21 protein-coding genes and 1 tRNA gene are annotated in these 23,964 nt (G+C 68.5%); 13 read left to right on the forward strand and 9 right to left on the reverse strand.

The features are described from left to right. Nucleotides 1-17: 17 nt before the first annotated feature. Nucleotides 18-1,199: an acetyl-CoA C-acetyltransferase gene (locus HRV97_RS01680; protein WP_174191963.1), complete on the reverse strand. Its 1,182-nt coding sequence runs from the start codon at nucleotides 1,197-1,199 to the stop codon at nucleotides 18-20. Nucleotides 1,200-1,280: 81 nt separating this feature from the next. Here HRV97_RS01680 and HRV97_RS01685 point away from each other — a divergent pair, with 81 nt between their 5' ends. The 3 genes from HRV97_RS01685 to HRV97_RS01695 all read left to right on the forward strand — a co-directional run bounded on the left by HRV97_RS01685 (nucleotide 1,281) and on the right by HRV97_RS01695 (nucleotide 4,475). After that, entirely contained in the window at nucleotides 1,281-1,946 is a 666-nt protein-coding gene (locus tag HRV97_RS01685; protein WP_174191964.1) for a nitroreductase, read from the forward strand. A gap of 83 nt (nucleotides 1,947-2,029) precedes the next feature. Next, complete coding sequence (locus HRV97_RS01690) at nucleotides 2,030-3,100, forward strand: polysaccharide pyruvyl transferase family protein (RefSeq protein ID WP_174191965.1); 1,071 nt, start codon at nucleotides 2,030-2,032, stop codon at nucleotides 3,098-3,100. Further along, complete coding sequence (locus HRV97_RS01695; RefSeq protein WP_174191966.1) at nucleotides 3,093-4,475, forward strand: Coenzyme F420 hydrogenase/dehydrogenase, beta subunit C-terminal domain; 1,383 nt, start codon at nucleotides 3,093-3,095, stop codon at nucleotides 4,473-4,475. The genes HRV97_RS01690 and HRV97_RS01695 overlap by 8 nt, the downstream gene beginning before the upstream one ends. Before the next feature lie 145 nt (nucleotides 4,476-4,620). Here the strand turns inward: HRV97_RS01695 and HRV97_RS01700 are convergent, their stop codons facing one another. From HRV97_RS01700 to dapB, 5 genes are all read right to left on the reverse strand, one after another. Next, nucleotides 4,621-5,112 carry a hypothetical protein gene (locus HRV97_RS01700; protein ID WP_174191967.1) on the reverse strand — a complete coding sequence of 164 codons (492 nt, stop codon included), beginning with the start codon at nucleotides 5,110-5,112 and terminating at the stop codon, nucleotides 4,621-4,623. A gap of 525 nt (nucleotides 5,113-5,637) precedes the next feature. Further along, nucleotides 5,638-5,714, reverse strand: a tRNA-Arg gene (locus tag HRV97_RS01705). 46 nt (nucleotides 5,715-5,760) lie between these two features. Next, nucleotides 5,761-6,147 carry a hypothetical protein gene (locus HRV97_RS01710; protein ID WP_174191968.1) on the reverse strand — a complete coding sequence of 129 codons (387 nt, stop codon included), beginning with the start codon at nucleotides 6,145-6,147 and terminating at the stop codon, nucleotides 5,761-5,763. Between the two features lie 3 nt (nucleotides 6,148-6,150). Further along, complete coding sequence (nth, locus tag HRV97_RS01715; RefSeq protein WP_174191969.1) at nucleotides 6,151-6,819, reverse strand: endonuclease III; 669 nt, start codon at nucleotides 6,817-6,819, stop codon at nucleotides 6,151-6,153. 3 nt (nucleotides 6,820-6,822) lie between these two features. Beyond that, nucleotides 6,823-7,551 carry a 4-hydroxy-tetrahydrodipicolinate reductase gene (dapB, locus tag HRV97_RS01720; protein WP_174191970.1) on the reverse strand — a complete coding sequence of 243 codons (729 nt, stop codon included), beginning with the start codon at nucleotides 7,549-7,551 and terminating at the stop codon, nucleotides 6,823-6,825. A 396-nt stretch (nucleotides 7,552-7,947) separates the two neighbouring features. On the opposite strand from dapB, the gene HRV97_RS01725 reads away from it, so the two are divergent. Further along, nucleotides 7,948-8,574, forward strand: a complete 627-nt coding sequence (locus HRV97_RS01725) for a trimeric intracellular cation channel family protein (protein WP_174192604.1) — start codon at nucleotides 7,948-7,950, stop codon at nucleotides 8,572-8,574. A gap of 2 nt (nucleotides 8,575-8,576) precedes the next feature. Here HRV97_RS01725 and HRV97_RS01730 read toward each other — a convergent pair whose 3' ends face one another. Both HRV97_RS01730 and sppA read right to left on the reverse strand, forming a co-directional pair. After that, nucleotides 8,577-8,981: a hypothetical protein gene (locus HRV97_RS01730; RefSeq protein WP_174191971.1), complete on the reverse strand. Its 405-nt coding sequence runs from the start codon at nucleotides 8,979-8,981 to the stop codon at nucleotides 8,577-8,579. An 88-nt stretch (nucleotides 8,982-9,069) separates the two neighbouring features. Next, the gene (gene sppA / locus HRV97_RS01735) at nucleotides 9,070-10,941 is read right to left on the reverse strand and encodes a signal peptide peptidase SppA (RefSeq protein ID WP_174191972.1); all 1,872 of its coding nucleotides are present in this window, start codon (nucleotides 10,939-10,941) and stop codon (nucleotides 9,070-9,072) included. A 131-nt stretch (nucleotides 10,942-11,072) separates the two neighbouring features. Here sppA and HRV97_RS01740 point away from each other — a divergent pair, with 131 nt between their 5' ends. The 5 genes from HRV97_RS01740 to HRV97_RS01760 all read left to right on the forward strand — a co-directional run bounded on the left by HRV97_RS01740 (nucleotide 11,073) and on the right by HRV97_RS01760 (nucleotide 15,810). After that, the gene (locus tag HRV97_RS01740) at nucleotides 11,073-12,488 is read left to right on the forward strand and encodes an MATE family efflux transporter (protein ID WP_174191973.1); all 1,416 of its coding nucleotides are present in this window, start codon (nucleotides 11,073-11,075) and stop codon (nucleotides 12,486-12,488) included. A 126-nt stretch (nucleotides 12,489-12,614) separates the two neighbouring features. After that, nucleotides 12,615-12,902: a co-chaperone GroES gene (gene groES, locus HRV97_RS01745; protein WP_174191974.1), complete on the forward strand. Its 288-nt coding sequence runs from the start codon at nucleotides 12,615-12,617 to the stop codon at nucleotides 12,900-12,902. A gap of 52 nt (nucleotides 12,903-12,954) precedes the next feature. Continuing rightward, nucleotides 12,955-14,598, forward strand: coding sequence for a chaperonin GroEL (gene groL, locus HRV97_RS01750; RefSeq protein WP_174191975.1), 1,644 nt, complete (start codon nucleotides 12,955-12,957; stop codon nucleotides 14,596-14,598). A gap of 190 nt (nucleotides 14,599-14,788) precedes the next feature. After that, nucleotides 14,789-15,340, forward strand: a complete 552-nt coding sequence (locus tag HRV97_RS01755; RefSeq protein WP_174191976.1) for a Uma2 family endonuclease — start codon at nucleotides 14,789-14,791, stop codon at nucleotides 15,338-15,340. Nucleotides 15,341-15,366: 26 nt separating this feature from the next. Next, nucleotides 15,367-15,810 carry a DUF3429 domain-containing protein gene (locus HRV97_RS01760; RefSeq protein ID WP_174191977.1) on the forward strand — a complete coding sequence of 148 codons (444 nt, stop codon included), beginning with the start codon at nucleotides 15,367-15,369 and terminating at the stop codon, nucleotides 15,808-15,810. A 22-nt stretch (nucleotides 15,811-15,832) separates the two neighbouring features. Here the strand turns inward: HRV97_RS01760 and HRV97_RS01765 are convergent, their stop codons facing one another. Beyond that, complete coding sequence (locus HRV97_RS01765; protein WP_425505726.1) at nucleotides 15,833-16,879, reverse strand: mannose-1-phosphate guanylyltransferase/mannose-6-phosphate isomerase; 1,047 nt, start codon at nucleotides 16,877-16,879, stop codon at nucleotides 15,833-15,835. A 160-nt stretch (nucleotides 16,880-17,039) separates the two neighbouring features. Here HRV97_RS01765 and HRV97_RS01770 point away from each other — a divergent pair, with 160 nt between their 5' ends. From HRV97_RS01770 to HRV97_RS01785, 4 genes are read left to right on the forward strand one after another with little or no spacing between them, the layout of a single operon-like run. Continuing rightward, on the forward strand, nucleotides 17,040-18,428 hold the full coding sequence (locus HRV97_RS01770) for a TIGR03013 family XrtA/PEP-CTERM system glycosyltransferase (RefSeq protein ID WP_174191978.1): 1,389 nt from the start codon (nucleotides 17,040-17,042) through the stop codon (nucleotides 18,426-18,428). 12 nt (nucleotides 18,429-18,440) lie between these two features. After that, the gene (prsK, locus tag HRV97_RS01775; RefSeq protein ID WP_174191979.1) at nucleotides 18,441-20,486 is read left to right on the forward strand and encodes an XrtA/PEP-CTERM system histidine kinase PrsK; all 2,046 of its coding nucleotides are present in this window, start codon (nucleotides 18,441-18,443) and stop codon (nucleotides 20,484-20,486) included. Then, nucleotides 20,435-21,832: a PEP-CTERM-box response regulator transcription factor gene (prsR, locus tag HRV97_RS01780; RefSeq protein ID WP_223176540.1), complete on the forward strand. Its 1,398-nt coding sequence runs from the start codon at nucleotides 20,435-20,437 to the stop codon at nucleotides 21,830-21,832. The genes prsK and prsR overlap by 52 nt, the downstream gene beginning before the upstream one ends. Beyond that, nucleotides 21,825-23,951 (forward strand): tetratricopeptide repeat protein, encoded by a 2,127-nt coding sequence (locus HRV97_RS01785; RefSeq protein ID WP_174191981.1) that lies wholly within the window; start codon nucleotides 21,825-21,827, stop codon nucleotides 23,949-23,951. The genes prsR and HRV97_RS01785 overlap by 8 nt, the downstream gene beginning before the upstream one ends. Nucleotides 23,952-23,964: the final 13 nt, after the last annotated feature.

Here is a 23,964-nt window from a genome sequence, read left to right on the forward strand (position 1 = left end):
TCCTCTTCCTCGTGTTTTCAGGCCGCGTCGACGCGTTCGATGATCGTGACGTTGGCGACGCCGCCGCCCTCGCACATCGTCTGCAGCGCGTATTTCCCGCCGCGGCGTTTCAGTTCGTGCACCAGCGTCGCCATCAGTTTCGTGCCGCTCGCGCCCAGCGGGTGACCGAGCGCGATCGCGCCGCCGTTGACGTTCAACTTGTCCGGATCGGCGCCGGTGTGCTTCAACCACGCCATCGGCACCGGCGCGAACGCCTCGTTGACCTCGTACAGGTCGATGTCGTTGATCGAGAGGCCGGCGCGGCTGAGCGCCTTGTCGGTCGCGAACAGCGGCTCCTCGAGCATGACCACCGGATCGCCCGCGGTGACGGTCAGGTTGACGATTCTGGCCAGCGGCTTGAGCCCATACTTCGCCACCGCCTCGCCGCTCGCGATCAGCACCGCCGACGCGCCGTCGCAGATCTGGCTGGCGGAGGCTGCGGTCAGCACGCCGCCCTCGCTGAGCAGCTTGACGCCCGCCATGCTCTCCGCGCTCGCGTCGTAGCGGATGCCCTCGTCGCTGGCGTGCTGCGCGCTGCCTTCCGGCGTCTCGATCTCGACCGCCACGATCTCGTCGGCGAAGCGGCCTGCCTCGTTCGCCGCCATGGCCTTACGGTGCGAGGACAGCGAGTAAGCATCGGTGTCCTCGCGCGAGAAGCCGTATTTGCGCGCGATCATCTCCGCGCCGGTGAACTGGCTGAACTGAATGCCGGGGTATTTCTCCTCCAGCCTCGGCGACTTGTTCTTGCCGAGCCCGGCGTCGTGGAACAGTTTGTACGTCGAGCCCATCGGCACGCGCGTCATGCTTTCCACGCCCGCCGCGATCACCACGTCCTGCGTGCCCGACATCACCGCCTGCGCCGCGAACTGGATCGCCTGCTGCGACGAGCCGCACTGGCGGTCGATCGTCACCGCCGGGGTCGATTGCGGCAGCCGCTTCGAGGCGAGCACCGCGTTGCGCCCGACCTGTCCCGCCTGCTCGCCGCCCTGGCTGACGCAGCCCATCACGACGTCGTCGATCGCTTCGGGCGGGATACCGCTACGCTCCACCAGCGCGTCGAGCACGTGCGCCGCGAGATCGACCGGGTGGACCCCCGCCAGCTTGCCGCCGCGCCGCCCCCCGGCGGTGCGCACCGCATCGACGATAAAAGCCTCGGCCATCTTCCGCCTCTCCATAACAGATGTTATCCCGCGTTCTAGTTACGCAAATTGACGCGAACGGCAAGAGCGGAGACGGTGCGAATGGATGTGACACACGCGATCGCGGCCAGGCGTTCCGTACGCGGCTACCTCGACCGCGCCGTCGACCCGGCGCTGCTCAAGGACATCGCGATCAAGTCGGCGCGCGCGGCGACCGGCGGCAACATCCAGCCGTGGCACGTCGATATCATCCACGGCGAGACGATGCAGCGCCTCAAAGAGATCATGGCGGGCAAGACCGCGCGCCGCGAAACCGAGACGCCGGGCTACGACATCTACCCAAAGGCAATGGACGACCGCTATCGCCAGCGCACCTTTGCGATCGGCGAGGAAATGTACGGCCGGCTCGGCATCCCGCGCGAGGACAAGCGCGCACGCGCGACTTGGTTCGCGCGCAACTTCCAGTTCTTCGGCGCGCCCGCCGCCTATTTCGTCACGGTCGACCGCCGCATGGGACCGCCGCAATGGGCCGACCTCGGCATGTACCTGCAGAACTTGATGTTGCTTGCCGTCGAGCACGGGTTGGCGACGTGCCCGCAGGAATGCTGGGCGATGTTCCCGCAGACGGTGGAAGCGTTCCTGGAAACGCCGGCGGAGCGGATGCTCTTCTGCGGCGTCGCGATCGGATATGAGGACGTGGACGACAGCGCCAATCTGACGCGATCGGCGCGCGCGCCCGAGGAGGAGTGGCTGACGATCCGCGCGTGATGGTTTCCAGCTGCGCGAAATTTGCTTCGGACTGATCGCCGACGCGGTTGGAACACGACACACTTGCTGCCATGAGGGCGGCAATGACTTCTTCTCTGCGCGTCGGCGTTCTCACCTTTCATCGTTGCATCAACTACGGCTCCTACTGGCAGGCGCGCTGCCTAGTGGAGGGATTGCGCGCGCGCGGGCATGACGCGGTGCTGCTCGATCATCACGACGACGACGTGTCGCGTGCCGAGTGGCGTTGCGCGTTCCAGCCGAGCCTGCCCGAGCGTTCGCGGATCGAAGACCTGCCGCGCTACAAGGAGAAAGGGCGCAAGTTCCTCGCCGCATTCGACGCGTTGCCGCAGAGCGCGCGCTTCCGGCTCGACCAGCCCGAGACGCTGGCGGGCTATGACGCGGTCGTTGTCGGCAGCGACGAGGTGTGGAATTTCCGCCACCCCTGGTACGGCGGCAAGTCGATCTTTTTCGGCGAAGGGTTGCGCGTGCCGCGGCTCGTCTCCTACGCCGCCAGCTTCGGCAACCACGATGCCACCGACGGGATCGGTCCTGAGTGGGCGGCGCGGCTGGCGCGCTTCACCGCGGTGTCGGTGCGCGACGAGAATGCGCGTCGGCTGGTGGTCGAGGCGCTGGGGCAGGAGCCCGCAATGGTGCTCGATCCGTGCCTGCAATTCCCCGAAGTCGCGCGCGCCGCGCCGGCTGCGTCCGACCGGCCGTACGCGCTGGTTTACGGCCACGTATTCCCGACGTGGTTGCAGGAGCAGGTGACCGCGTGGAGCCGGCGCAGCGGCGTCGAACTGGTGAGTCTCGGCTATCGCAACGATTGGGTCGATCGTCACCTGATCGAGGCGGGGCCGCTGGAGTTCGCGCAAATGATGGCGGGGGCGAGCGCGGTGGTAACCAACTTCTTCCACGGCTGCGTCTTCGCGCTGGTGGGCGGCAAGCCGCTCGTCACCTCGCCGAGCGAGTATCGCTTCAACAAGGTGCGCGACCTGACCAACGCGCTCGACGCGCGCGAGCACGTCGTCACCGCCGACAGCGACGCGACCGCGTTCGACCGTCTGCTCGGCACGCCGCCCGCGCCCAAGGTGGCCACCGCGATCGCTGGCTTGCGGGAACAGTCGAACGCCTTCCTGGACCGCGCGCTTGGCTGAGGCACCCGCGCTCGCCCCGCGCGACATCGTCCGCTCCGGCCTGTGCATCGGTTGCGGAGGTTGCGCGGCGGACGAGCCGCGCGCGACGATGGCGTGGGATCGGTTCGGGCAGTTGAAGCCCGAGGGGCCGGCGGACTGGTATGCCGAGCCGAGCGTGACCTTCGCCGCGCGCTGTCCTTTCTCGCCCAGCGCCGCGAACGAGGATGTGATCGCGGTCGCGCAATTGCCCGATGCACCGCACAGCGACGCGCGGATCGGGCGCTACGAGCATGCCTGGGTCGGGCACGTGGCCGAGGACACGTTCCGCAGCGACGGCAGCTCGGGTGGCATGGTGAGTTGGGTCGCCAACGAGCTGCTGCGCACCGGCCGCGTCGACGCGGTCGCGCACGTCGTCGCGACCGATCCGGCGGGCGAGGGCGCGCGCTTCTTCCGTTACCGCCTGTCGCGTACCCGTGCCGAGATCGCGGAAGGCGCCAAGTCCCGTTATTACCCGATCGACCTGTCCGAGATCATCGCCGAGATCCGCGAAACGCCGGGCCGCTATGCGATCGTCGGCGTACCGTGCTTCATCAAGGCGATACAATTGCTCCGTCGCAGCGATCCCGTCATCGCCGAGCGGGTGACGCATACGCTTGGGCTGTTCTGCGGCCACATGAAGAGCGCGCGGTTGGTTGAGAGCTTCGCCTGGCAGCTGGATACGCCGATCGAGCAGGTGCGCAGCGTCGATTATCGCATCAAGGACGAAGGGCGGCCGGCGAACTGGTACCGCGCACACCTCGAACTCGCCGATGGTAGCGCGCGCGCACAGGATTGGTGGCATCTGGCCGACGGTGATTGGGGCGCGGGCTATTTCCAGAACTCCGCGTGCAACATGTGCGACGACGTGGTGGCGGAAACCGCTGATATCGCGTTCGGCGACGCCTGGGTCGAGCCTTATTCCTCGGACGGCCGCGGCAGCAACGTTGCGGTGGTTCGCTCGGCAGAACTCGGCCGCATGGTCGCCGACGCGGTGGCGGACGGGCGGCTCGCGCTCCGGCAAGTCGACGCAGATTACATCGTCGGCACGCAGGCGGCGGGGTTCCGCCACCGGCGCGAGGGGCTGGCCTACCGGCTGACGTGGCGGCGGCGCGGCATCACGCCGGTGAAGCGCGTCGCGCCGGGTGTCGGCACGCTCACGCCGCGCCGCCGCCTGGTGTACCGCACGCGCGCGGTGATCGCGTGGTGGAGCCATCGGCTGTTCTGGCTCGGGCGCACGACCGGCTGGCACGGCATCTACCTGCGCCCCGCCAAGCGCGCGCTGACCTTCTACCAGGCGCTCGCCTGGTCGCAGGGGAAGTTGGGCGCCTGGTTCGATCGGCTGGAGAAGCGCGGCTAGAACGAAAGCCGATAGCGACGGATCGCCTGCAGCCGCGGGTACGACGGTTCGCGACGATGCCGTTTCGATAGCCGAGCAGCGTCGTTCGTTGGCCACGACAGTCGAACATCACCGCCCCGCGAGGATCGACCGTGTCGTCCGTCGTTCAGCTGCCGAGCACCGCCGAGATGCGCGTGAACGGCACCGCCAGCGCGAGATAGAGATGCGAGGCAAGCAGGTACGCCCCACCCGATGCGGCAGCGGTCAGCGCGGCGAATTGCAGCGTGGCGGACAGGCGGCGGCTTCGTTCGGCTTGCGCGGCAAGGGAGAGCGGCGGTCGCTCGCGTGATCCGTGGCGACGATCAACTTGGTCGCCGGCGGCCGGCCGCTGCGCCAGCCGCGGTTCGTTGACGAGCGCAGTGGCGCTGACCGGGTCCTGCGTACGGATGCCGAACCGGTCGTCGCGCAACAACAGCACGCGGCCGATGACGACCAACGTACCCCGGCGTATGTCGACGTAGCCGCCGACCGGCAGCGGCAACGTGCTGGAGATCACCACCAGCTTGGGCCCGACCGCGTGGATGCAGGCATTGCCCCACGTCGTGCCGGCCGTGATCCGACACGGTACGAATATGGCACTGGTCTGTTTCGCTGCCATCGCCGATCCCGGTACCGGGTCTTGTGCGCGCTCATCATCTGCATAGTCGCAGATCCTTACAGTATATACGTCCAGGTCGCAGCGGCACCTAATGGGGTGTCGCAGATGCCACCTTTGACGCCGGGAGGTCGGGAGGTCGGGGCTATCGCCGCGCGGCTCAGTCAGCCACGGGCGCGGTGTCGAGCGACACGTGACGCTCGGCAGCGGCGCACTGGTGCGGCAACCGTGACAGGCGTCGGCCAGCCCGAGCGGCGTGGCGCGCCGCGCAACCGTCGCCGTGATCAGAGCGTGTATCATGACCAGTCGTTTGACTCGCCCAGCGCGTTGCCGAAGCGGAGGTGTCTGGGTTGTTCGTGCGACGCCAATCGAGTGACGATGACTTGTTGCAGCAGTGGCGCCAGCGTGTCCGCGTCCGCGTCGGTGGTCGGAACGATGGATGCCGTCGTCGCCCATGCGCATCGGCACGGGACCGGCGTGCGCGAACGGCAATCGACCGCTCACGCGTGAGAACGTGCATGTCTGAGATGGTGCACCCGACAGGATTCGAACCTGTGGCCTCTGCCTTCGGAGGGCAGCGCTCTATCCAGCTGAGCTACGGGTGCCTGGGCGCTTCGGTTAGCAGGCGGGCGACCGCGGCGCCACCACAATCTACCGGCGCGTGCGCGCGATCGTCACTGGCTGGAACGGGGCAAGGCCGCAGCTCGCGCCGCGCATCGGGCCGGTCTGGTAGAGCACGGTGATGATGTCCTGCGCGCACAATTGGCTGAGCGAGGTGGCGTAGGAGAAGCGGCGTTCGAACCCCAGGCCGGGGCATGATTGCGGCAGCGTCACGCGGTAATAACGATCGCGCCCGCCGGTCGTGCGAAAATCGATGACGCGGTCGTTGCGCACCAGGCTCTCGCGCAATTGCGTGATCGGCACGCAGTTGCGCGGCGCGCCGGTCGGGGTCGCGGGTGGCACCGCATTGCGGTCGCGCGCGGCACCCGGTGCGGCGCATGCGAGGAGGCAGCAGGCGGCGAGAACGGGCAGGCGCATGGTTCACTCTCCCGGTGGCGGCGCACCCTTAACGGGAGGCGGCAGCGTCTTAGGCTTGAACGCGCACAGGTCGGATACGATGCAGCGCCAGCATTCGGGCTTGCGCGCCTTGCAGGTGTAGCGACCGTGCAGGATCAGCCAATGGTGCGCGTGAAGCCGGAACGGCTGCGGCGTCGCCTTGTCGAGTTTCAGTTCCACCGCCAGCGGCGTCTTGCCGCGCGCGAGACCCGTGCGGTTACAGACACGGAAGATGTGCGTGTCGACCGCGAAGGTTTCCGCGCCGAACGCCGAGTTCATGACCACATTGGCGGTCTTGCGCCCGACGCCCGGCAGCGTTTCCAGCGCGTCGCGGTTCGCGGGCACCTCGCCGCCGTGATGGTCGATCAGCATCTGGCTGAGCGCGATGACGTTCTTCGCCTTGTTGTTGTACAGCCCGATCGTCTTGATGTGCTCCTTCAGCCCGTCGAGCCCGAGCGCGACCATCTTGGCGGGCGTGTCGGCGATGCGGAACAGCGCGCGCGTCGCCTTGTTGACACCCGCGTCGGTCGACTGTGCCGACAACGCCACTGCGACCAGCAATGTGTAGGCGTTGACGAACTCCAGCTCGGTTTCGGGATGCGGGTTCGCCTCCGCCAATCGGGCGTAGAAGTCGACGATGTCGGCTTTCTTCATAAACTAGAGCCCGAGCACCTCGGCCATCTGGTAGCGTCCCGGCGCGCGGCCGGCGAGCCACAGCGCCGCCTTGACCGCACCGCGCGCGAAGATCGAGCGATCCTCGCCACGGTGGCCGAGCTCGATCCGTTCGCCTTCGCCAGCGAAGATCACCTGATGATCGCCCACCACGCTGCCGCCGCGCAGCGAGGAGAAGCCGATCGTTTCCTCCGTGCGCGCGCCGACCAGGCCCGCGCGCCCGTCGACGCGCACCTCGGACAAGGAGGTGCCGCGCGCCTGCGCCGCCGCTTCGCCGAGCAGAATCGCGGTGCCCGACGGCGCGTCGACCTTGTGGCGGTGGTGCATCTCGACAATCTCGATGTCCCAGTCGCTGCCGAGCCGCGCCGCCGCCTCGCGCACCAGGATACCGAGCAAGGTGACGCCGAGCGAGGTGTTGCCGGTCTGGAGCACCGCGATCCGCTGCGCCGCGGCGTCGATCAGCGCCTGGTGCGTCGCGGACAGCCCGGTGGTGCCGATCACGATCGGCGTGCCGGCAGCGACCGCGGCGGCGAGGTGCGGCTCGAGCGCGGCGGGGGTGGAGAAATCGACCAGCACGTCGGCGTCGCCTGCTAGCGGCGCGGGATCGCCGCCGGCGTCGACGCCGCCCGCAATCGTGCCGCCCTCGTCACCGATGATCGTCGCGATCGCGCGACCCATGCGGCCGTTGCTGCCGTAGATGCCGATTGCGGTCATCGCGTCGCGACCGGCAGAAGGTTGCGGAGCGGCGAGCAGGGAAGCGCTGTCATGTCGCGCGCTATGGCACAGCGATGTGACACGAGCGACACTTGGGGCGGCAAAAATTAGTCGGTGGTTGAGCGAAAGTGGAGAGGGCGGCATCGCTGTCAGGTCGGCGAGCGTTAATGTCCGATCGTCCTTCTTTGCCAACGTCATCCCGGACTTGATCCGGGATCCCACTTCTATGTGCGCCGTGGGAGGAAGCGGGACCCCGGATCAAGTCCGGGGTGACGAGACGCAATTAATGTAGCTTCGCGCAAGGCCCCCACTGACGACCTTTCATCAGCCACGTGTCGACACGCCCGCGCCGCCGACGCTTGCACAGTGCGTCGCTTCCGCTACCGGCTCGGCGCCATGCCACCCGACGTTCTCCTGCCCGTTTTCGCGCCCTGGTTCGACATTGCGGGGCTGGCGGTGTTCGCCGCGTCGGGCGCGCTCGCCGCGGCGCAGCGCGCGCAGACGTTCGTGACGCTCGCCTTTTTCGCACTGATCACCGGCGTCGGCGGCGGCACGGTGCGCGACCTGCTGATCGGTGCGCCGGTGTTCTGGGTGCATGACGCGCGCGTCTCGGCGGTGTGCCTCGGCGTCGCATTGCTAGTCTGGCTGACGCCTGAGCGCTGGTGGCGCGGCGCGGCGCTCGACTGGTTCGACGCGGTCGGGCTCGCCGCTTATGCAGTGTACGGCGCGGCGAAGGCGATCGGCTACGGCGTGCCGCCGCTGCCTGCTGCGCTGATGGGCGTGGTGACGGGCTGCGTCGGCGGGATCATCCGCGACGTGCTGGCGGGCGAGCCGTCAATCCTGATGCGCCCCGAATTGTACGTCACCGCAGCGGCGCTGTCGGCCGGGCTCTACGTCGTGTTGCGCGTGGCCGGATTAGAGGCCTGGGTCGCGGCGGGAATCGCGGCCGGCGCGGGGTTCGCGCTGCGCGCCGCCGCGATCCGCTGGCACCTGGCGTTGCCGGCGTATCGCGGGCGCCGCTAGCCTCAGCTCGCCTTGGGCTTGGTGTAAGGCACGAACTGCCCCAGCGAGACGAAGCTGCGCGGGATGCGCGAGGTGCGATCGAGCAGTTGGACGACGTCGAGCCGGCACAGGTCGGTGCCGACCGTGCGCGTGACGAGAATGTCATCGCGATTGAGCCGCTTCGCCCCGTCGCCGCGCGGCTGGTTGACGTACAGGCGCGATCCGATGCGGTAGATGATCGCGCGCCCGGTCACGATCGTGTTGCCGGTGACGCTGCTGAGCGGGATGCAGTTGATCGGCTTGCCCGCGACGCGTCCGGCGAGCGCCTTTTGCAGTTCGGCATCCGCGTCGTAGCGCGACGCCGCGCCGGCGGCCGGCGCGGCGAGGGTGACCGCGGCGGCAGCGATAAAGGGGAGAACGTTGCGCATAAATCGCCTCCTATCAGAGGCTTGTTGAACGCGCGCTGACGCACTCGGCTCCGCTCGCCCATAAGATGGACGAGCGGAGCCAATGGTGTCAGAGCCCGACCTTGGCGAGCAGCAGGTCGAGCAGCCTCAGGTCGCCGCCGCGCGCGACGACCGGCCCCGCGCCCGCGCATTCGAGGCACTGGGCGCGCACCGCCGCGCGCGACAGCATCCGCTTCGCATCGCCGATCGCGAGCGCGGCGAGCTGGCGCTGCTGCCACGCCATGCGCGACATCAGGTCGCCCGCGGCCTGCGCGTCCTCGTCGTCATTGTCGCGGTTGAATTGCCGCGCGATCTCGGCGGCGAAGCCCGGCTGCTTTTCCAAGTACACCACGTCGCTGGCATCGACCTTGGCGCGCTTTGCAGCCTCAGCCACCGCGTCCGACAGCGAGCCGAAGCGGTCGACCAGCCCGATCTGGCGCGCCGTGCCGCCCAGCCAGACGCGGCCCTGGCCGATCTCGTTGACGCGCGCGACCGGCAGGCGGCGCGACTGCGACACGCGGGTCAGGAACTGCATGTAGCCGTGCTCGATCGTCGACTGGATGACCGAGTCGATCACCGGATTGGTGCCCGCGAACACGTCCGGCTGCCCCGACAAGGGCGTGGTGCGCACGCCGTCGGTGGTGATGCCGACCTTCGCCAGCGTGTTCTCGAATGTCGGGATCACGCCGAAAATACCGATCGATCCGGTGATCGTGTCGGGTTCGGCGAAGATCACGTCGCCGGGCGTCGACACCCAGTAACCGCCCGACGCGGCGAGCCCGCCCATCGACACGACGATCGGCAATCCGCGGCGCTTCGCCTCGACCAGCGCGAGCCGGATCTTCTCCGACGCCAGCACCGATCCGCCGGGCGAGTCGACGCGCAGCACGATTGCTTTCAGGTCGTTCTTTGCCAATCCCGTGTAGATCGCCTCGGACACGGTGTCGCCGCCGGCCGAACCGCCGCTCGCCTTGCCGTCGACGATGTTGCCGGCGACCGTGACGATGCCGATCTTGCCCGTTTTCGGCAGCGGCCGCGCGGCGACATAGGCGTCGTAATCGATCTTGTTGAAGAAGCCCGCGACCTTCTTGTCGTCACCGCCGACGATCTGCGCGACGCGGCGGCCGAACGCGACCTTGTCGCCCAGGTGATCGACGATCCCGCCGCGCAGGTTTGCCTGCGCGACGTCGCCGCCCGCCGCCTGCACCGTCTGCGCCGGGTCGGCGAGCAAGGCCGCGACCTGCGCCTTGGGCCGTGCCTGCTGTACCGAATCGCGCCATTGTTCGAACAGGCCGCCGTAGAGCGCCTCGGACGCCGCGCGCGCTTCCGGGCTTTGGTCGGCGCGGATGTACGGCTCCACTGCCGACTTGAACTTGCCGACGCGGTAGACGTGCGCGTTGACGCCCAGTTTGTCGATCAGCCCCTTGTAGTACATTTGCGTGCCGCCGGGCCCGGCGAACAACGTGCCGCCCTGCGGGTCCATCCAGATCTCGCTCGCCGCCGCGGCCAGCCGATAGCCGCCGTCGGTATAGGCGATGCCCCAGGCGAGCACCGGCTTGCCGGCGCGCCGCACCTCGGCGAGCTTCGCCGCCACTTCGCGCAGCGCCGCCGGATAGGCGCCGCCGAACCGCTCCAGGTCGACCACCACCGCCTTCACGCGATCGTCGCTCTTGGCGGCGTCGAGCGTGCGGACGATGTCGCGCAGCCGGTACTCGCGCCCGACCTGCTGTCCGCTCAGCATCTGCGTGAAGGTAACTTCCTCCGGCTGCTCGACGATCGGGCCGTTCAGGTCGAGCACCAGCGCGCCGTCCTTGATCGCCGGCGCACGGCTGCGCGCGTTCAAGGCGGCGAACAATGCGCCGAAGAACAGCAGCATCGCGACCAGCACCAGCGCGTCCTTGATGCCGACCAGCAGTTTCCAGGCGCCCTTCACCAATCTCATGCGCGCACCAGCTTCATTGTCGTGATCCTCGCGGGCGAAGCGCCCATTGTTTCGCGGTTTAGCCCGCCGTGTATGGCGTGAGCAATACGCTTCTATGGCCAAGCCGTATCGAACCGCCTAACGCCGGCGGCATGCACGCCGGTCCGACCACCCCCGCGCCGCTCGCCGAGCCGCGCCCCGCCGGCTGGCGCGACGAACTGATCGCGCTCACTCGGCTCGCGACGCCGTTGGTGGCGGCCAACCTGCTGCAGATGGCGGTGGCGGCGGTCGACGTGATCTTCGTCGGGCGGCTCGGCACGCTCGAACTCGCGGCGGCGACGATGGGCGTGTTCCTGTTCAACCTGCTGCTATACGCGGTGATCGGGCTGACGAGCGCCGCTGCACCGCTGATCGCCGCCGAACTGGGCCAGCGCGCGCACGCCGTGCGTGAGGTCCGGCGCAGCGTCCGCATGGCAATGTGGGTCGGTGTCGCCGCGTCGCTGCTCGTAATGGCGGTGCTGGCGAACGGCGAGCGGTTGCTGCTGCTCGCCGACCAGGACGCGCGCGTGGCGGCGGGTGCGGGACGATTCCTCGACATCCTACTATGGTCCGTGATCCCCGGCGTGCTCGCGGGCGTGCTGCGCACGGTCGCCGCCGCCCTCGGACGCGCAGGTTGGGCGTTCCCGGTGACGGGGCTGGCGCTCGGCTTGAGCGTGCTCGCCAACTGGCTCCTGGTGTTCGGCAATGCCGGCTTTCCGCGGCTGGGGCTTGAAGGATCGGCGATCGCGAGCGTGGTCAGCCTGACCGGCATGGCCGCGGCGTACCTGCTGATCTTCGCGGTCGATCGCCGCTTGCGTCGCTTTCGCCTGTTCGGTCGCTGGTGGCGCCCCGAATGGTCGCGCGCGCGCGAGATCGTGCGATTGGGCGTGCCGATCATGCTGACGTGGCTGTTCGAGGGCGCGCTGTTCGGCGGTGCCGCGATCCTAATGGGGCTGATCGGCGTGACCGAGGTTGCGGCGCACGCGGTCGCGCTCAACATCGCGGCGGTCGCGTTCCAGGTGCCGTTCGGCGTGGCGCAGGCAGCGACGATCCGCGTCGGGTTGGCGTTCGGCGCGGGCGACCGGGCGTGGGTGGCGCGGGCAGGGCGCACCGCACTCGGCCTCGGCATCGGCTTCATGGGGGTGAGCGCAGTCGCGATGTGGCTCGCGCCGCGATTGTTCATTTCCGCCTATATCGACGTCGATGCTGCCCAGAACGCGGCGGTGGTGCCGCTCGCGATGCAGTATCTCGCGGTCGCGGCGGTGTTTCAGCTCGTGGACGGCGCGCAGGCGGTGGGGGCCGGCGTGCTGCGCGGCGTGCAGGACACGCGCGTGCCGATGCTGGTGGCGCTCTTCGGTTACTGGGTGGTCGGCTTCGGCACTGCGGCGGCGCTCGGCTTCGGAACGGCGCTGGCGGGTACCGGCATCTGGATCGGGCTCGCCGCCGGGTTGCTGGTCGTGTCGGTGCTGCTGCTGTGGCGCTGGTCGGCGCGCGAGCGGCTCGGCCTGCTCACGCCACGCCTGGCCTGAAAAAAGGTTCCGAAAAGCGAAAGCGTCCCATTGACGCTCCGGAGGGCGCCACACATATGCCGTTCCGCTGGCACTCGACCGCGTCGAGTGCCAAAAAAGTGTCATCAATCGAAAAGGGTTACAGCAATGAACTTTCGTCCGTTGCACGACCGCGTTCTCGTTCGCCGCGTTGAGGCGGAGGAGAAGACGGCCGGTGGGATCATCATCCCCGACACCGCCAAGGAGAAGCCGCAGGAGGGCGAGGTCGTCGCCGCCGGCACCGGGGCGCGCGCCGAAAACGGCACGATCACCCCGCTCGACGTCAAGGCCGGCGACAAGATCCTGTTCGGCAAGTGGTCGGGCACCGAGGTCAAGGTGAACGGCGAAGACCTGCTGATCATGAAGGAATCGGACATCCTCGGCATCGTTGGCTGAGCGTTTCTGAACCTCCACTTCCTCCACTTCGCGTATTGAAAGGGTAGCCAACATGGCAGCCAAGGACGTGAAATTCGGCCGCGACGCGCGTGAGCGCATCCTGCGCGGCGTCGACATCCTAGCCGACGCGGTCAAGGTGACCTTGGGGCCGAAGGGCCGCAACGTCGTGATCGACAAGAGCTTCGGTGCGCCCCGCATCACCAAGGACGGTGTGACGGTCGCCAAGGAAATCGAGCTCAAGGACAAGTTCGAGAACATGGGCGCGCAGATGGTGCGCGAAGTGGCCTCGAAGACCAACGATACCGCCGGTGACGGCACCACCACCGCGACCGTGCTCGCCCAGGCGATCGTGCGCGAGGGCATGAAGTCGGTTGCGGCCGGCATGAACCCGATGGACCTGAAGCGCGGCATCGACATCGCCGTCGCCAAGGTGATCGAGGACGTGAAGTCGCGCTCCAAGCCCGTCTCGGGCAGCCAGGAAGTGGCGCAGGTCGGCATCATCTCGGCGAACGGCGACCGCGAAGTCGGCGAGAAGATCGCCGAGGCGATGGAGAAGGTCGGCAAGGAAGGCGTCATCACGGTCGAAGAGGCCAAGGGTCTCGACTTCGAACTCGACGTCGTCGAGGGCATGCAGTTCGACCGTGGCTATCTGTCGCCCTATTTCATCACCAACCCGGACAAGATGACGGTCGAGCTGACCGACCCGTACATCCTGATCCACGAGAAGAAGCTGTCGAACCTGCAGGCGATGCTCCCGATCCTGGAAGCGGTCGTGCAGTCGGGTCGTCCGCTGCTCATCATCGCCGAGGACATCGAGGGCGAGGCGCTCGCCACGCTCGTCGTCAACAAGCTGCGCGGCGGCCTGAAGGTCGCAGCGGTCAAGGCACCGGGTTTCGGCGATCGTCGCAAGGCGATGCTCGAGGACATCGCGATCCTGACCAAGGGCGAGGTGATCTCCGAGGATCTCGGCATCAAGCTCGAGAGCGTCACGCTCGGCATGCTCGGCACCGCCAAGCGCGTTTCGATCGACAAGGACAACACCACCATCGTCGACGGTGCTGGTGAAGCCGACGCGATCAAGGGCCGCACCGAGGCGATCCGCCAGCAGATCGAGAACACCACCAGCGACTACGATCGCGAGAAGCTCCAGGAGCGTCTGGCGAAGCTCGCCGGCGGCGTGGCGGTGATCAAGGTCGGCGGTGCGACCGAGGTCGAGGTGAAGGAGCGCAAGGATCGCGTCGACGACGCGCTGCACGCGACCCGCGCCGCGGTTGAAGAGGGCATCGTTCCCGGTGGCGGCACGGCGCTGCTCTACGCGTCGAAGGCGCTCGACGGCCTGACCGGCCAGAACGAGGACCAGACGCGCGGCATTGACATCGTTCGCCGCTCGCTGACCGCGCTGGTGCGCCAGATCGCGCAGAATGCCGGTCACGACGGTGCGGTGGTCTCGGGCAAGCTGCTCGACGGCAACGACACCTCGCTCGGCTTCAACGCCGCGACGGACACGTACGAGAACCTGGTTCAGGCCGGCGTGATCGACCCGACCAAGGTCGTGCGCACCGCGCTGCAGAACGCAGCCTCGGTTGCCGGCCTCCTCATCACCACCGAGGCGACCGTCTCCGAGGTGCCCGAGGACAAGGCAGCACCGGCGATGCCGGGCGGCGGCATGGGCGGCATGGGCGGCATGGACTTCTGATCCGGCTGCGGCTCCGGCCAGCGTTGCTGGCCGGAGACTCGCACCGGATCGGCCAGCGGGTCGGCCCCAAGCCGAACCCGTCCGACGTTCAGCAGCGGCTTCGCCGCTGCCAGCCTGCACAAGAAAGAGGGCCGAGCGGAGCGATCCGCCGGCCCTTCTTTTGTTGGAGCAGCAAGCATATCTTGGCGTTATGGCCACCGAACCATCCGAACGATTGTTGACCGCGAAGGAGTTCCTCCAGATCGACTTCGGTGCCGATCTGAAGGCCGAACTCGACGACGGCGTGATCCGCATGATGGCCGGCGGCACGCGCGACCATGCCCGCATCCAGGCGAACGTCCTCACCTATCTACGCGTCAGGCTCAGGGGGTCAGGCTGTCGGCCATATGGTTCCGACATGGCCGTTCAGACGCACGAACGCGGTGTTCGCTACCCGGACATATCGATCGATTGCGGCAGCAGCAGCGATCAAGACACCGACAAGGTGCTGCGTGATCCACGTGTCATCATCGAAATCCTCTCGCCTTCGACGCGAGACGTCGACCTACGGGTTAAGCGTGCGGAATATCGCGAGCTAGAGAGCATCGTGACGATCGTCTTTATCGATCCGAGCGCGCAGACCGTGTCGGTCAGTCAGCGTGGCCACGGCAGCTGGATCGAAACGCTGTTCGCCCGCAGTGACATCCAACTGCCTGCGCTCAACCTGTCGATCCCGCACGACGAGATCTTCGCGCGCGACTGAATACGCGCTCGTGCGTTCGGCGGCGCATGAGCACACGCATCCCCCTCGACGGCAAGATTCTCGGTTTCGGTCCCATGCTCCCGCTCGTTGCGGCGGGCATCGGTGTATGGACGTTGCCAGGCACGTGGCCGTTGATCGCGATCCAATGCGCGGTGGTGTGGGGCGCATTGATCCTCGCCTTCGTCGCTGGCGTCAGGCGCGGTTACGGGTTTGGCGATCCGGCGGCGTCCAAGCCGGTCGAGATCGCGGCGGCGATGGCTTATTTCTCGATCGCCGGCCTGTCGCTGATCGTGCCACGCGCGTCGATCGCACTGGCGCTGCTCGCCGCCGGTTACGCCTTTGTCGCGTTGCTCGATCGCCGTGCAGGTCGCCGAGGCAACGCGCCAGCCTATTTCGCCACCTTGCGCGGACCGCAGTTCCTGCTCGGCTGTGCCGGGCTCGCCGCCTGTTGGGCGTGGCTGATGCATTGAGCGTCCGCCACGCCGATCGACGTCACCGACGCTTCATCTCTTCCTGCAACAGCTTGACGTCCTGACTGCGACCACGCGGCAGGATCAGGATGTCGTTGCCACTCGCCACCACGATCAAGTCTTCGACGCCGATCATCGCGATCCGCGCGCCCTCGCTGCGCACCAGACAGTTGCGGCTGTCGAGCACGATCGCGTCGCCGTTGACGACGTTGCCGTGCTGGTCGTTCTCCGCAATCTGGTGCAGCGCGTCCCAGCTGCCGACGTCGCTCCACCCCATCGCGACCGGCACCACAGCCACGCGATCCGCCTTCTCCATTACCGCATAATCGATCGAGTCGGACGGCGATGCCTCGAACGCCGCCGCATCGGGATAGAGACACGCGCCGTCGTGCCGCGCATCCTTCATCGCCGCCGTGGCCGCGGCAAGGATGTCGGGCCGGAACTGCTCCAGCGCGTTCAGGTAAGCATCTGCGCGAAACAGGAAGATGCCGCCGTTCCACGCATGGTCGCCGCCGGCGATCATCGCCTCTGCCGCGTCCCGCTGCGGCTTCTCGACAAAACGCGCGACGCGGTTGACGCCGGGCGCCACCTCGTCACCGACCTTGATGTATCCGTAGCCGGTCTCCGGCGCATCGGGGCTGATCCCGAAGGTGACGAGCCAGCCGTCCGCGACCAAGGGCAGCGCGGCATGGATCGCGGCATGGAACGCGTCCCGATCGAGAATGACGTGATCGGACGGCATCACCAACATCGGCGCGTCGCCGTCCGCCGCCAGCGCGGCGAGCGCGATCGCCGGCGCGGTGTTGCGCCCCGCTGGTTCGAGAATGATCGCCTGCGGTGCGGCCCCGATCGCCGCCAGCTGCGCCTCGACCTGATCGGCATGCAAGGCGTTCGCCACCACGATCGGCGCGGCAAAGGCGTCGCCGTGCGCGCGTGCCGCCGTCAGTTGCAGCATCGTCTCGGTCGCGGTCAGCGCCAGGAACTGCTTGGGACGCTCGGGGCGCGACATCGGCCACAGACGCGTTCCCGATCCACCGGACAAGATCACCGGCACGATGGCTGACACTATATATTCTCCCTGACCCCCGCTGCCGAATGTTCGGCAACGCCTGCGTAACGACCTTAGTGCTACAAAGCTCCGGCTCAAAGCGAGGTCGTTCAGGGAATCTTTGCCAATTTGCGCGATCTGGGGTGTCGGAACAGCTTACAACGGCAGGGTCGGCGCCTCGATGACGCGGGTGTTCAAACATTACGTACCCAATGCGGCGCTGCTGCTGGGCTTGCTGGACTTCGTGCTGCTGCTGTTGGCGGCGGAGGCCGGATGGCAGTTGCGCGCCTGGCAGATCGGCATGGACGTGGACACGATCGCGACCCGCGTGCCGCAATTGCTGTCGTTCGCGGTGCCGCTCGAAGTCGCAATGATCGCGGTTGGCGCTTACGGCGTGCACGCGTTCGAATCGTGGCGGTTCGCCACCGCGCGGCTGCTGGTGGCGGTGTCGATCGGCATCATCTTCCTGTCGGTGATCTTCTTTCTCGTGCCGGCGATCACTTTTTGGCGCTCCAACCTGTTCTTCGGCATGATCTTCGCAGTCGCCGGGCTGGTAGCGGTACGGTTCGCGATCGGCAGCTTCATCCGCGGCGACGCGCTTCGGCGCCGGGTGCTGGTGTTGGGGGCGGGGCGACGCGCAGCGAAGCTCGGCGAACTCGCGGCGCGACCGCGTGCCAGCTTCGTCGTCGCCGGGTATGTCGCGATGGGGGAGTCGAGCCCGGTGATGCCCGGCGCAATCGGGCGCGACGCGATCGCCAACCTGTCGGACCACGTGCTGGCACTCGACGCGTCCGAGGTGGTGCTGGCGATCGAGGAACGCCGCAACGCGCTGCCGCTACGCGATCTGTTGCGGGTCAAGACGACCGGTGTCGGCGTGATCGACTATTCGACTTTCCTGGAGCGCGAGACCGGTCGCATCGACCTCGACAGCGTCAACCCGTCGTGGTTGATCTTCTCCGACGGCTTCTCGTCGGGGCGGATGCTGTCGGGCATGTCGAAACGCGCGTTCGACATCGCCGCCAGCCTGCTGCTGCTCGCCTTTGCACTACCCGTGATCCTGGTCACCGCGGTCGCGATCAAGCTGGAGAGCGCCGGCCCTGCCTTTTACCGGCAACGTCGCGTGGGGCTCTACAATCAGTCGTTCGACATTCTGAAGCTGCGCTCAATGCGGCAGGACGCGGAAGTCGCCGGCACCGCCGTCTGGGCGGCGGAGGACGACCCCCGCATCACCCGCATCGGCAAGTTCATCCGCAAGATCCGCGTCGACGAGCTGCCGCAATGCTGGAGCGTGCTGAAAGGCGAAATGAGCTTCGTCGGTCCGCGTCCCGAACGGCCGCAATTCGTCGCCGACCTGGAGCGCGAACTGCCCTTCTACGCCGAGCGCCACATGGTGAAGCCGGGCATCACCGGCTGGGCGCAGATCAACTATCCTTACGGCGCGTCGATCGAGGATGCGCGCCACAAGCTGGAATATGACCTGTATTACGCCAAGAATTACACGCCGTTCCTCGACCTGCTGATCCTGTTGCAGACGCTGCGGGTGGTGCTGTGGCCCGAAGGGGCGCGCTGAGGTGATGCGGCGGTGACCGGCGCGGCATTCGTCATCTGGCTGCACGGGCTGGCCGCGCTGCTGTTCTGCAGTGCGGCGCTGGTGGAGGCGCGACGCCCGGTGCGCTTCGCGCCGCGATGGCTGTTGCTGCTGGCGCTCGCGCTCAGTGCCTTGTGGGCGCTCGGCGTCGCCGGCATCGGCGATGCCGAGGTGCCGGTGCGGGTGACGCAGGCGGCGCGTAATCTCGCCTGGATCGCCGTGCTGTTCGCGCTCGCCGCCGGTCAGGGTGGCAATAGCGGTTACCGCAACGGCGCTTATCTGGCGACGGCGTCGTGCATGGTGCTGGCGGCGGCCGTGTCGGTGTTGCAGCCGACCTTAGCGACGGGCGTGCAGCGCGCCGCGGCCGAGACGACGTGGCGCGGATTGCGGTTGCTGTCGACCACCGCTGCACTGGTGCTGCTGCACCGCCACGTCGCGGATGCCCGCGACCGGATGAACGGGGCGCGGCAGATGCTGGTCGCCGCAATCGGCATCATGTGGGGCAGTGACCTGATCGTGCTCGCGCTGGCACACGCGGCAAGCGGGTGGAGCGAGGATCTGACGATCCTGCGCGGGTGCGCGACCGTGCTGGTGGCGGGATCGGCGCTGGTGGCGGTGCATCGGCGTGCCGACCGATCGTTGCGCATGTCGCGCGGAGCCGCTGCGCAGGCGATCCTGCTGATCGCGGGACTATTGTACGTGATCGCCGCTACTGCCGCCACCGGGTTGCTCGGGCGCGTCGGGGGGGAGCACGCGCGCGTGGTGCAGGCGGCGTTCGTGTTCGGCACCGGCGCGGCGGTGCTGACGATCGTCACCACGCCGTGGCTGCGCGCCTGGACGAAGGTGATGGTGGCCAAGCATCTGTTCAGCCACCGCTATGATTACCGCGCCGAATGGATGCGCTTCACCGACACGCTGGGCATATCGGGTGACGACGCACCGCCGTTGCCGCACCGCATCGTGCAAGCGGTGGCCGACCTGACCGCGTCACCTGCCGGGCTGCTGCTCTACGCGACCGGCGAAGCGATGATCGCGGGACCGGCATGGCGCTGGGACGAGGCGCCCGCCGCTGCTGCGCCAGCCGCGCTCGACCGTTACCTGCGCCGCACCGGGCGGATCGTCGACATCGATGCATGCCGTATCGGCGAGGCACCGCCCGAGGAGATCGCTGCGCTGCCTGCGTGGTTGCTGGCGCACGACGATGCATGGGCAGTGGTGCCGCTGCTGCGCGCAGACACGCTGGTTGGTGCGATCGTGCTGGCACGCCCGCCGGTCACGCGCGCGCTCGACTGGGAGGATTTCGACCTGCTGGGCGCCGCCGGGCGCCAGGCCGCGAGTTATCTGGCGGAGGAGCGCGCGCACGCCGCACTCGCCGATGCGCGGCGTTTCGACGAGTTCAACCGCCGCTTCGCGTTCATCATGCACGATTTGAAGAACCTCGTCAGCCAGACCGCGCTGGTCGCGCGCAATGCCGAGCGTCACGCCGACAATCCCGCATTCCGCGCCGACATGATCGCGACCTTGCAGGACACGTCGCAGCGGATGACCGCGCTGCTCGCGCGGCTCGCGCAGCAGGGGAGGGCGACGCGCGAAGAGGTGCAATCGGTCGACCTGTTGCAGGTCGCGCTGCGCCTCGCCGCCGCGCGCCGCGCGCAACACGCGGTCGAGGTGAGCGGGCCCAGCCTGTTCGCGCTCGCCGATCGCCAAGCATTGGAGACGATGCTCGGCCATCTGATACAGAATGCGATCGAGGCGAGCGCGCCGACGGTGCCGGTGCGGCTGCGCGTCGTCGCCGATGCGTCGCACGCCGTGATCGAGGTGGACGACCGCGGCAGCGGCATGTCACCCGCTTTCCTGCGCGACGACCTGTTCCGCCCGTTCGTGTCGGGCAAGCCCGCCGGGTTCGGGCTCGGCGCCTATGAAGCGCGGCAGATCGCGGAGCAGATGGGCGGCAGCATCACGGTGACGAGCCGGGAGGGCGAGGGGACATGCTTCCGCGTCGCGCTGCCGATCGCACCGGCATTGGAGCAGGCGGCGTGAGCGACGTGAAGACATTGTTGATCGTCGAGGACGATGCTGGGCTGCAGCGCCAGCTTCGCTGGGCGTACGAAGGTTACGAGGTGGTCGTCGCCGGCGACCGCGCGAGCGCGCTCGACGCGGTGCGCGCGTCCGAGCCGCAGGTGGTGACGCTCGACCTCGGCCTGCCGCCCGACCCCGATGGCGCGAGCGAAGGCCTGCGTGCCCTGTCCGAGATCCTGGCATTGAAGCCCGACACCAAGGTGATCGTCGCCTCGGGCAATGGCGCGCGCGAGGCCGCGCTGGCGGCGATCGCGGGCGGCGCGTGGGATTTCTACCAGAAGCCGATCGACATCGATGCGCTCGGCCTGATCGTCGCGCGCGCGTTCCACGTCCACGCGCTGGAGACGGAGAACCGCCGGCTTGCTGCGCGCGGCGAAGCGGCGGGATTGGGAGGGCTCATCACCGCCGCGCCCGAGATGTTGCGGGTTACCCGCACGATCGAGCGGGTCGCGCCAGCCGATGTGTCGGTCATGCTGCTGGGCGCGAGCGGCACCGGCAAGGAATTGCTCGCGCGCGGGCTGCACGACGCCAGTCCGCGCCGCGATGGGCCGTTCGTTGCGATCAACTGCGCCGCCATCCCCGAGACGTTGCTGGAAAGCGAATTGTTCGGGCACGAGAAAGGTGCGTTCACCGGCGCGATCAAGACGACCGCTGGCAAGATCGAGTCGGCGGGCGGCGGCACCTTGTTCCTCGACGAGATCGGGGACGTGCCGCTGCCGCTCCAGGTCAAGCTGCTGCGCTTCCTGCAGGAGCGCGTGATCGAGCGGATCGGGGGACGGCGCGCGATCCCGGTCGACGTTCGGATCGTGTGCGCGACGCACCAGGACGTCGACGCGATGGTCGCCGATGGTCGCTTTCGCGAGGACCTATATTATCGACTGGCCGAAATCGTCGTCCGCATCCCGTCGCTGGCCGAGCGCAGCGGCGACGCGGCGCTGCTCGCGCGCCATTTCGTGCAGCAGCACAAGAAAGCGCTCAATCCCGGTGTCCACGGCCTCGCCCCCGATGCGACCGCGGCGATCGATGGTTGGGGTTGGCCCGGCAACGTTCGAGAACTCGAGAACCGCGTGAAGCGCGCAGTGATCATGGCCGAGGGCAAGTACGTCACCGCGGCCGATCTCGATCTGGCCACCGATGGCGCCGCGCTGCCGATCAACCTGCGCGCCGCGCGCGAGCGGGCAGACCGCAGCGCGATCACGCGCGCACTGGCGCAGGCCGACGGCAACATCTCGGGCACTGCACGCCTGCTGGGGATCAGCCGGCCGACGTTGTACGACCTGCTCAAGAGCTACGATCTGCATGGCTGACGCGCGCGCGACCTATCCGCTGTTGCGCGGCCGCCGCCGGGGGCGACGTGTGTCGTGGCCGGGCGCGGCGGCGTTGCTGCAACGGCGCGGCGCGCGCGCGGTGCTCGCGGTGCTGCTGCTCGCGATCGTGGCGGCGGCGCTGTCGATGCTGGCGCGCCGCGCCGACGTCCCCGACGCCGCGGTGTCGATGCAGCGCGGGACCGCGGCGCTGGCGCGCGCCAATTACTCGGCCGCACGCAACGACTTCATCGCCGCGGTCACGGCCGAACCGGGCAACGCCGCGGCGCAGCGCGCGCTTGCCGAAACCTACCTGCTGCTCGGCAACGGCGTCGCGGCGCAAGGCGCGATCGACCGGGCGCGGAGTGCAGGGCTGCCGGCGGCGCAGCTCCATCACCTGCGCGCCGCCGCGCTGCTGCTGCAAGGCGACGAGGATGGCGCAATCGCCGAGGCCGACCGCGCGGGCGGGCGCTTCGTCACGTTCGCGCAGCGCGCAAAGGCGCGCGCGCTGGCTGAGCAAGGCGACCGCGCCGCCAGTGCCGCGCTGCTGCAACAGGTGATAGCGCGTGTGCCGCGCGACTCGGCCGCGTGGAGCGATCTCGGCCGCATCCGCCTCGACATCGGCGATGTCGGCGGCGCGACTGCGGCGGCGCAGCGCGCGCTGGCGCTCGCCCCGAACAACCTGGCGGCGCTGGTGCTGCGCGGCGAGTTGGTGCGCGGGCAATACGGATTGGTCGCGGCGCTGCCGTGGTTCGAGGCGGCCTTGTCGCGCGACGCTTATTACCACCGCGCGCTGATCGAATATGCCGGCACGTTGGGGGAGATCGGGCGCAACGCCGACAGCGTGGCAGCGGCGCGGCGCGCACTGGCGGCGCGACCCGGCGATCCGCAGGCATTGTACCTGATGGCGGTGGTGGCGGCGCGCGCGGGCGACGTGGCACTCGCGAGCGCGCTGCTCGAGCGTTCGAACGGCGGGCTCGACGGCCTGCCCGGCGGGTTGCTGCTGTCGGGCGGGATCGACTACGCCAACGGCCGTTACGAGCAGGCGGCGGTGAAATGGCGCGCATTGCTGGGTGCGCAGCCAATGAACCTCGTCGCGCGTCGCCTGCTCGGCGCGGCGCTGCTGCGCTCGGGCGATGCGAAGGGTGCGCTCGACACGCTGCGTCCGGTGGCGCTGCGCGCGGACGCCGACAGTTACACGCTGACGCTGGTCGCGCGTGCGTTCGAGGCGCGCGGCGAGCGCGACTGGGCGGCGCGCTTCCTTGATCGCGCGGCGCGTCCGCCCGTGCCGCGCGCGGCACCATTCGGCCAGGACAGCGACACGGGCGTGCTCGCCAACGCGGTCGTCGACGCACCGAACGACCCGGCGGCGGCGGTGGCGTTCATCCGCGGGTTGGTCGAAACGGGTGGCTTCGCCGAGGCGATCGCCGCCAGTGAGGGGCTGTCGCGATCGTCGCCCGGCGTACCGCCGGCGCATATCCTGCTGGGCGACGTGGATGCGGCGAGCGGGCGTTTCGCCGCTGCGGCGACCGCTTATGTCCGCGCGGCCGACCTACGGTTCGACGAGCCGACATTGCTGCGGCTGGTCGAAGCCTGGGCGCAGACGAACAAGCGCGCCCAGGCCGCCGACGCGCTCGCCTTGTACCTGGCGCAGAACCCGGGCTCGGTCGTCGCGCGGCGGTTGCTCGCCAATCTGCAACTCGTCTCGGGCGACTTCGCGGGCGCGGTGCGCACGCTGGAACAGCTTCGCGGCATGACCGGCGATGGCGACGCGCTGGTCCTGACGCAACTCGGCTACGCCTACACCGGGGCGGGCGATCCGCGCGCGGCGCTGCCGTTCGCGCGCGCGGCCTACCGCCTGTCGCCGATGAGCGCTGGCGCGGCCGACGCTTATGGTGCCGCGCTGTTCGCCGCTGGTGACACGGCGGCGGCGTTGCAATTGCTGACCAAGGCGGCGCGGCTCGCCCCGACGCATGCCGGCATCCGCTGGCACGAAGCGCAAGCGCTCGCCGATGCCGGACAGGTGCGCGCCGCGCGGGCATCGCTCGGCATCGCACTCGCCGACCCTGCGTTCGGGGAGCGTCCAGCGGCGACGCGGTTGCTCGCGGCACTTCCGCGCTGACGCGAACGGTTGA

The organism is Sphingomonas hominis, from assembly GCF_013328205.1.
Classification (GTDB): Bacteria; Pseudomonadota; Alphaproteobacteria; order Sphingomonadales; family Sphingomonadaceae; genus Sphingomonas; species Sphingomonas hominis.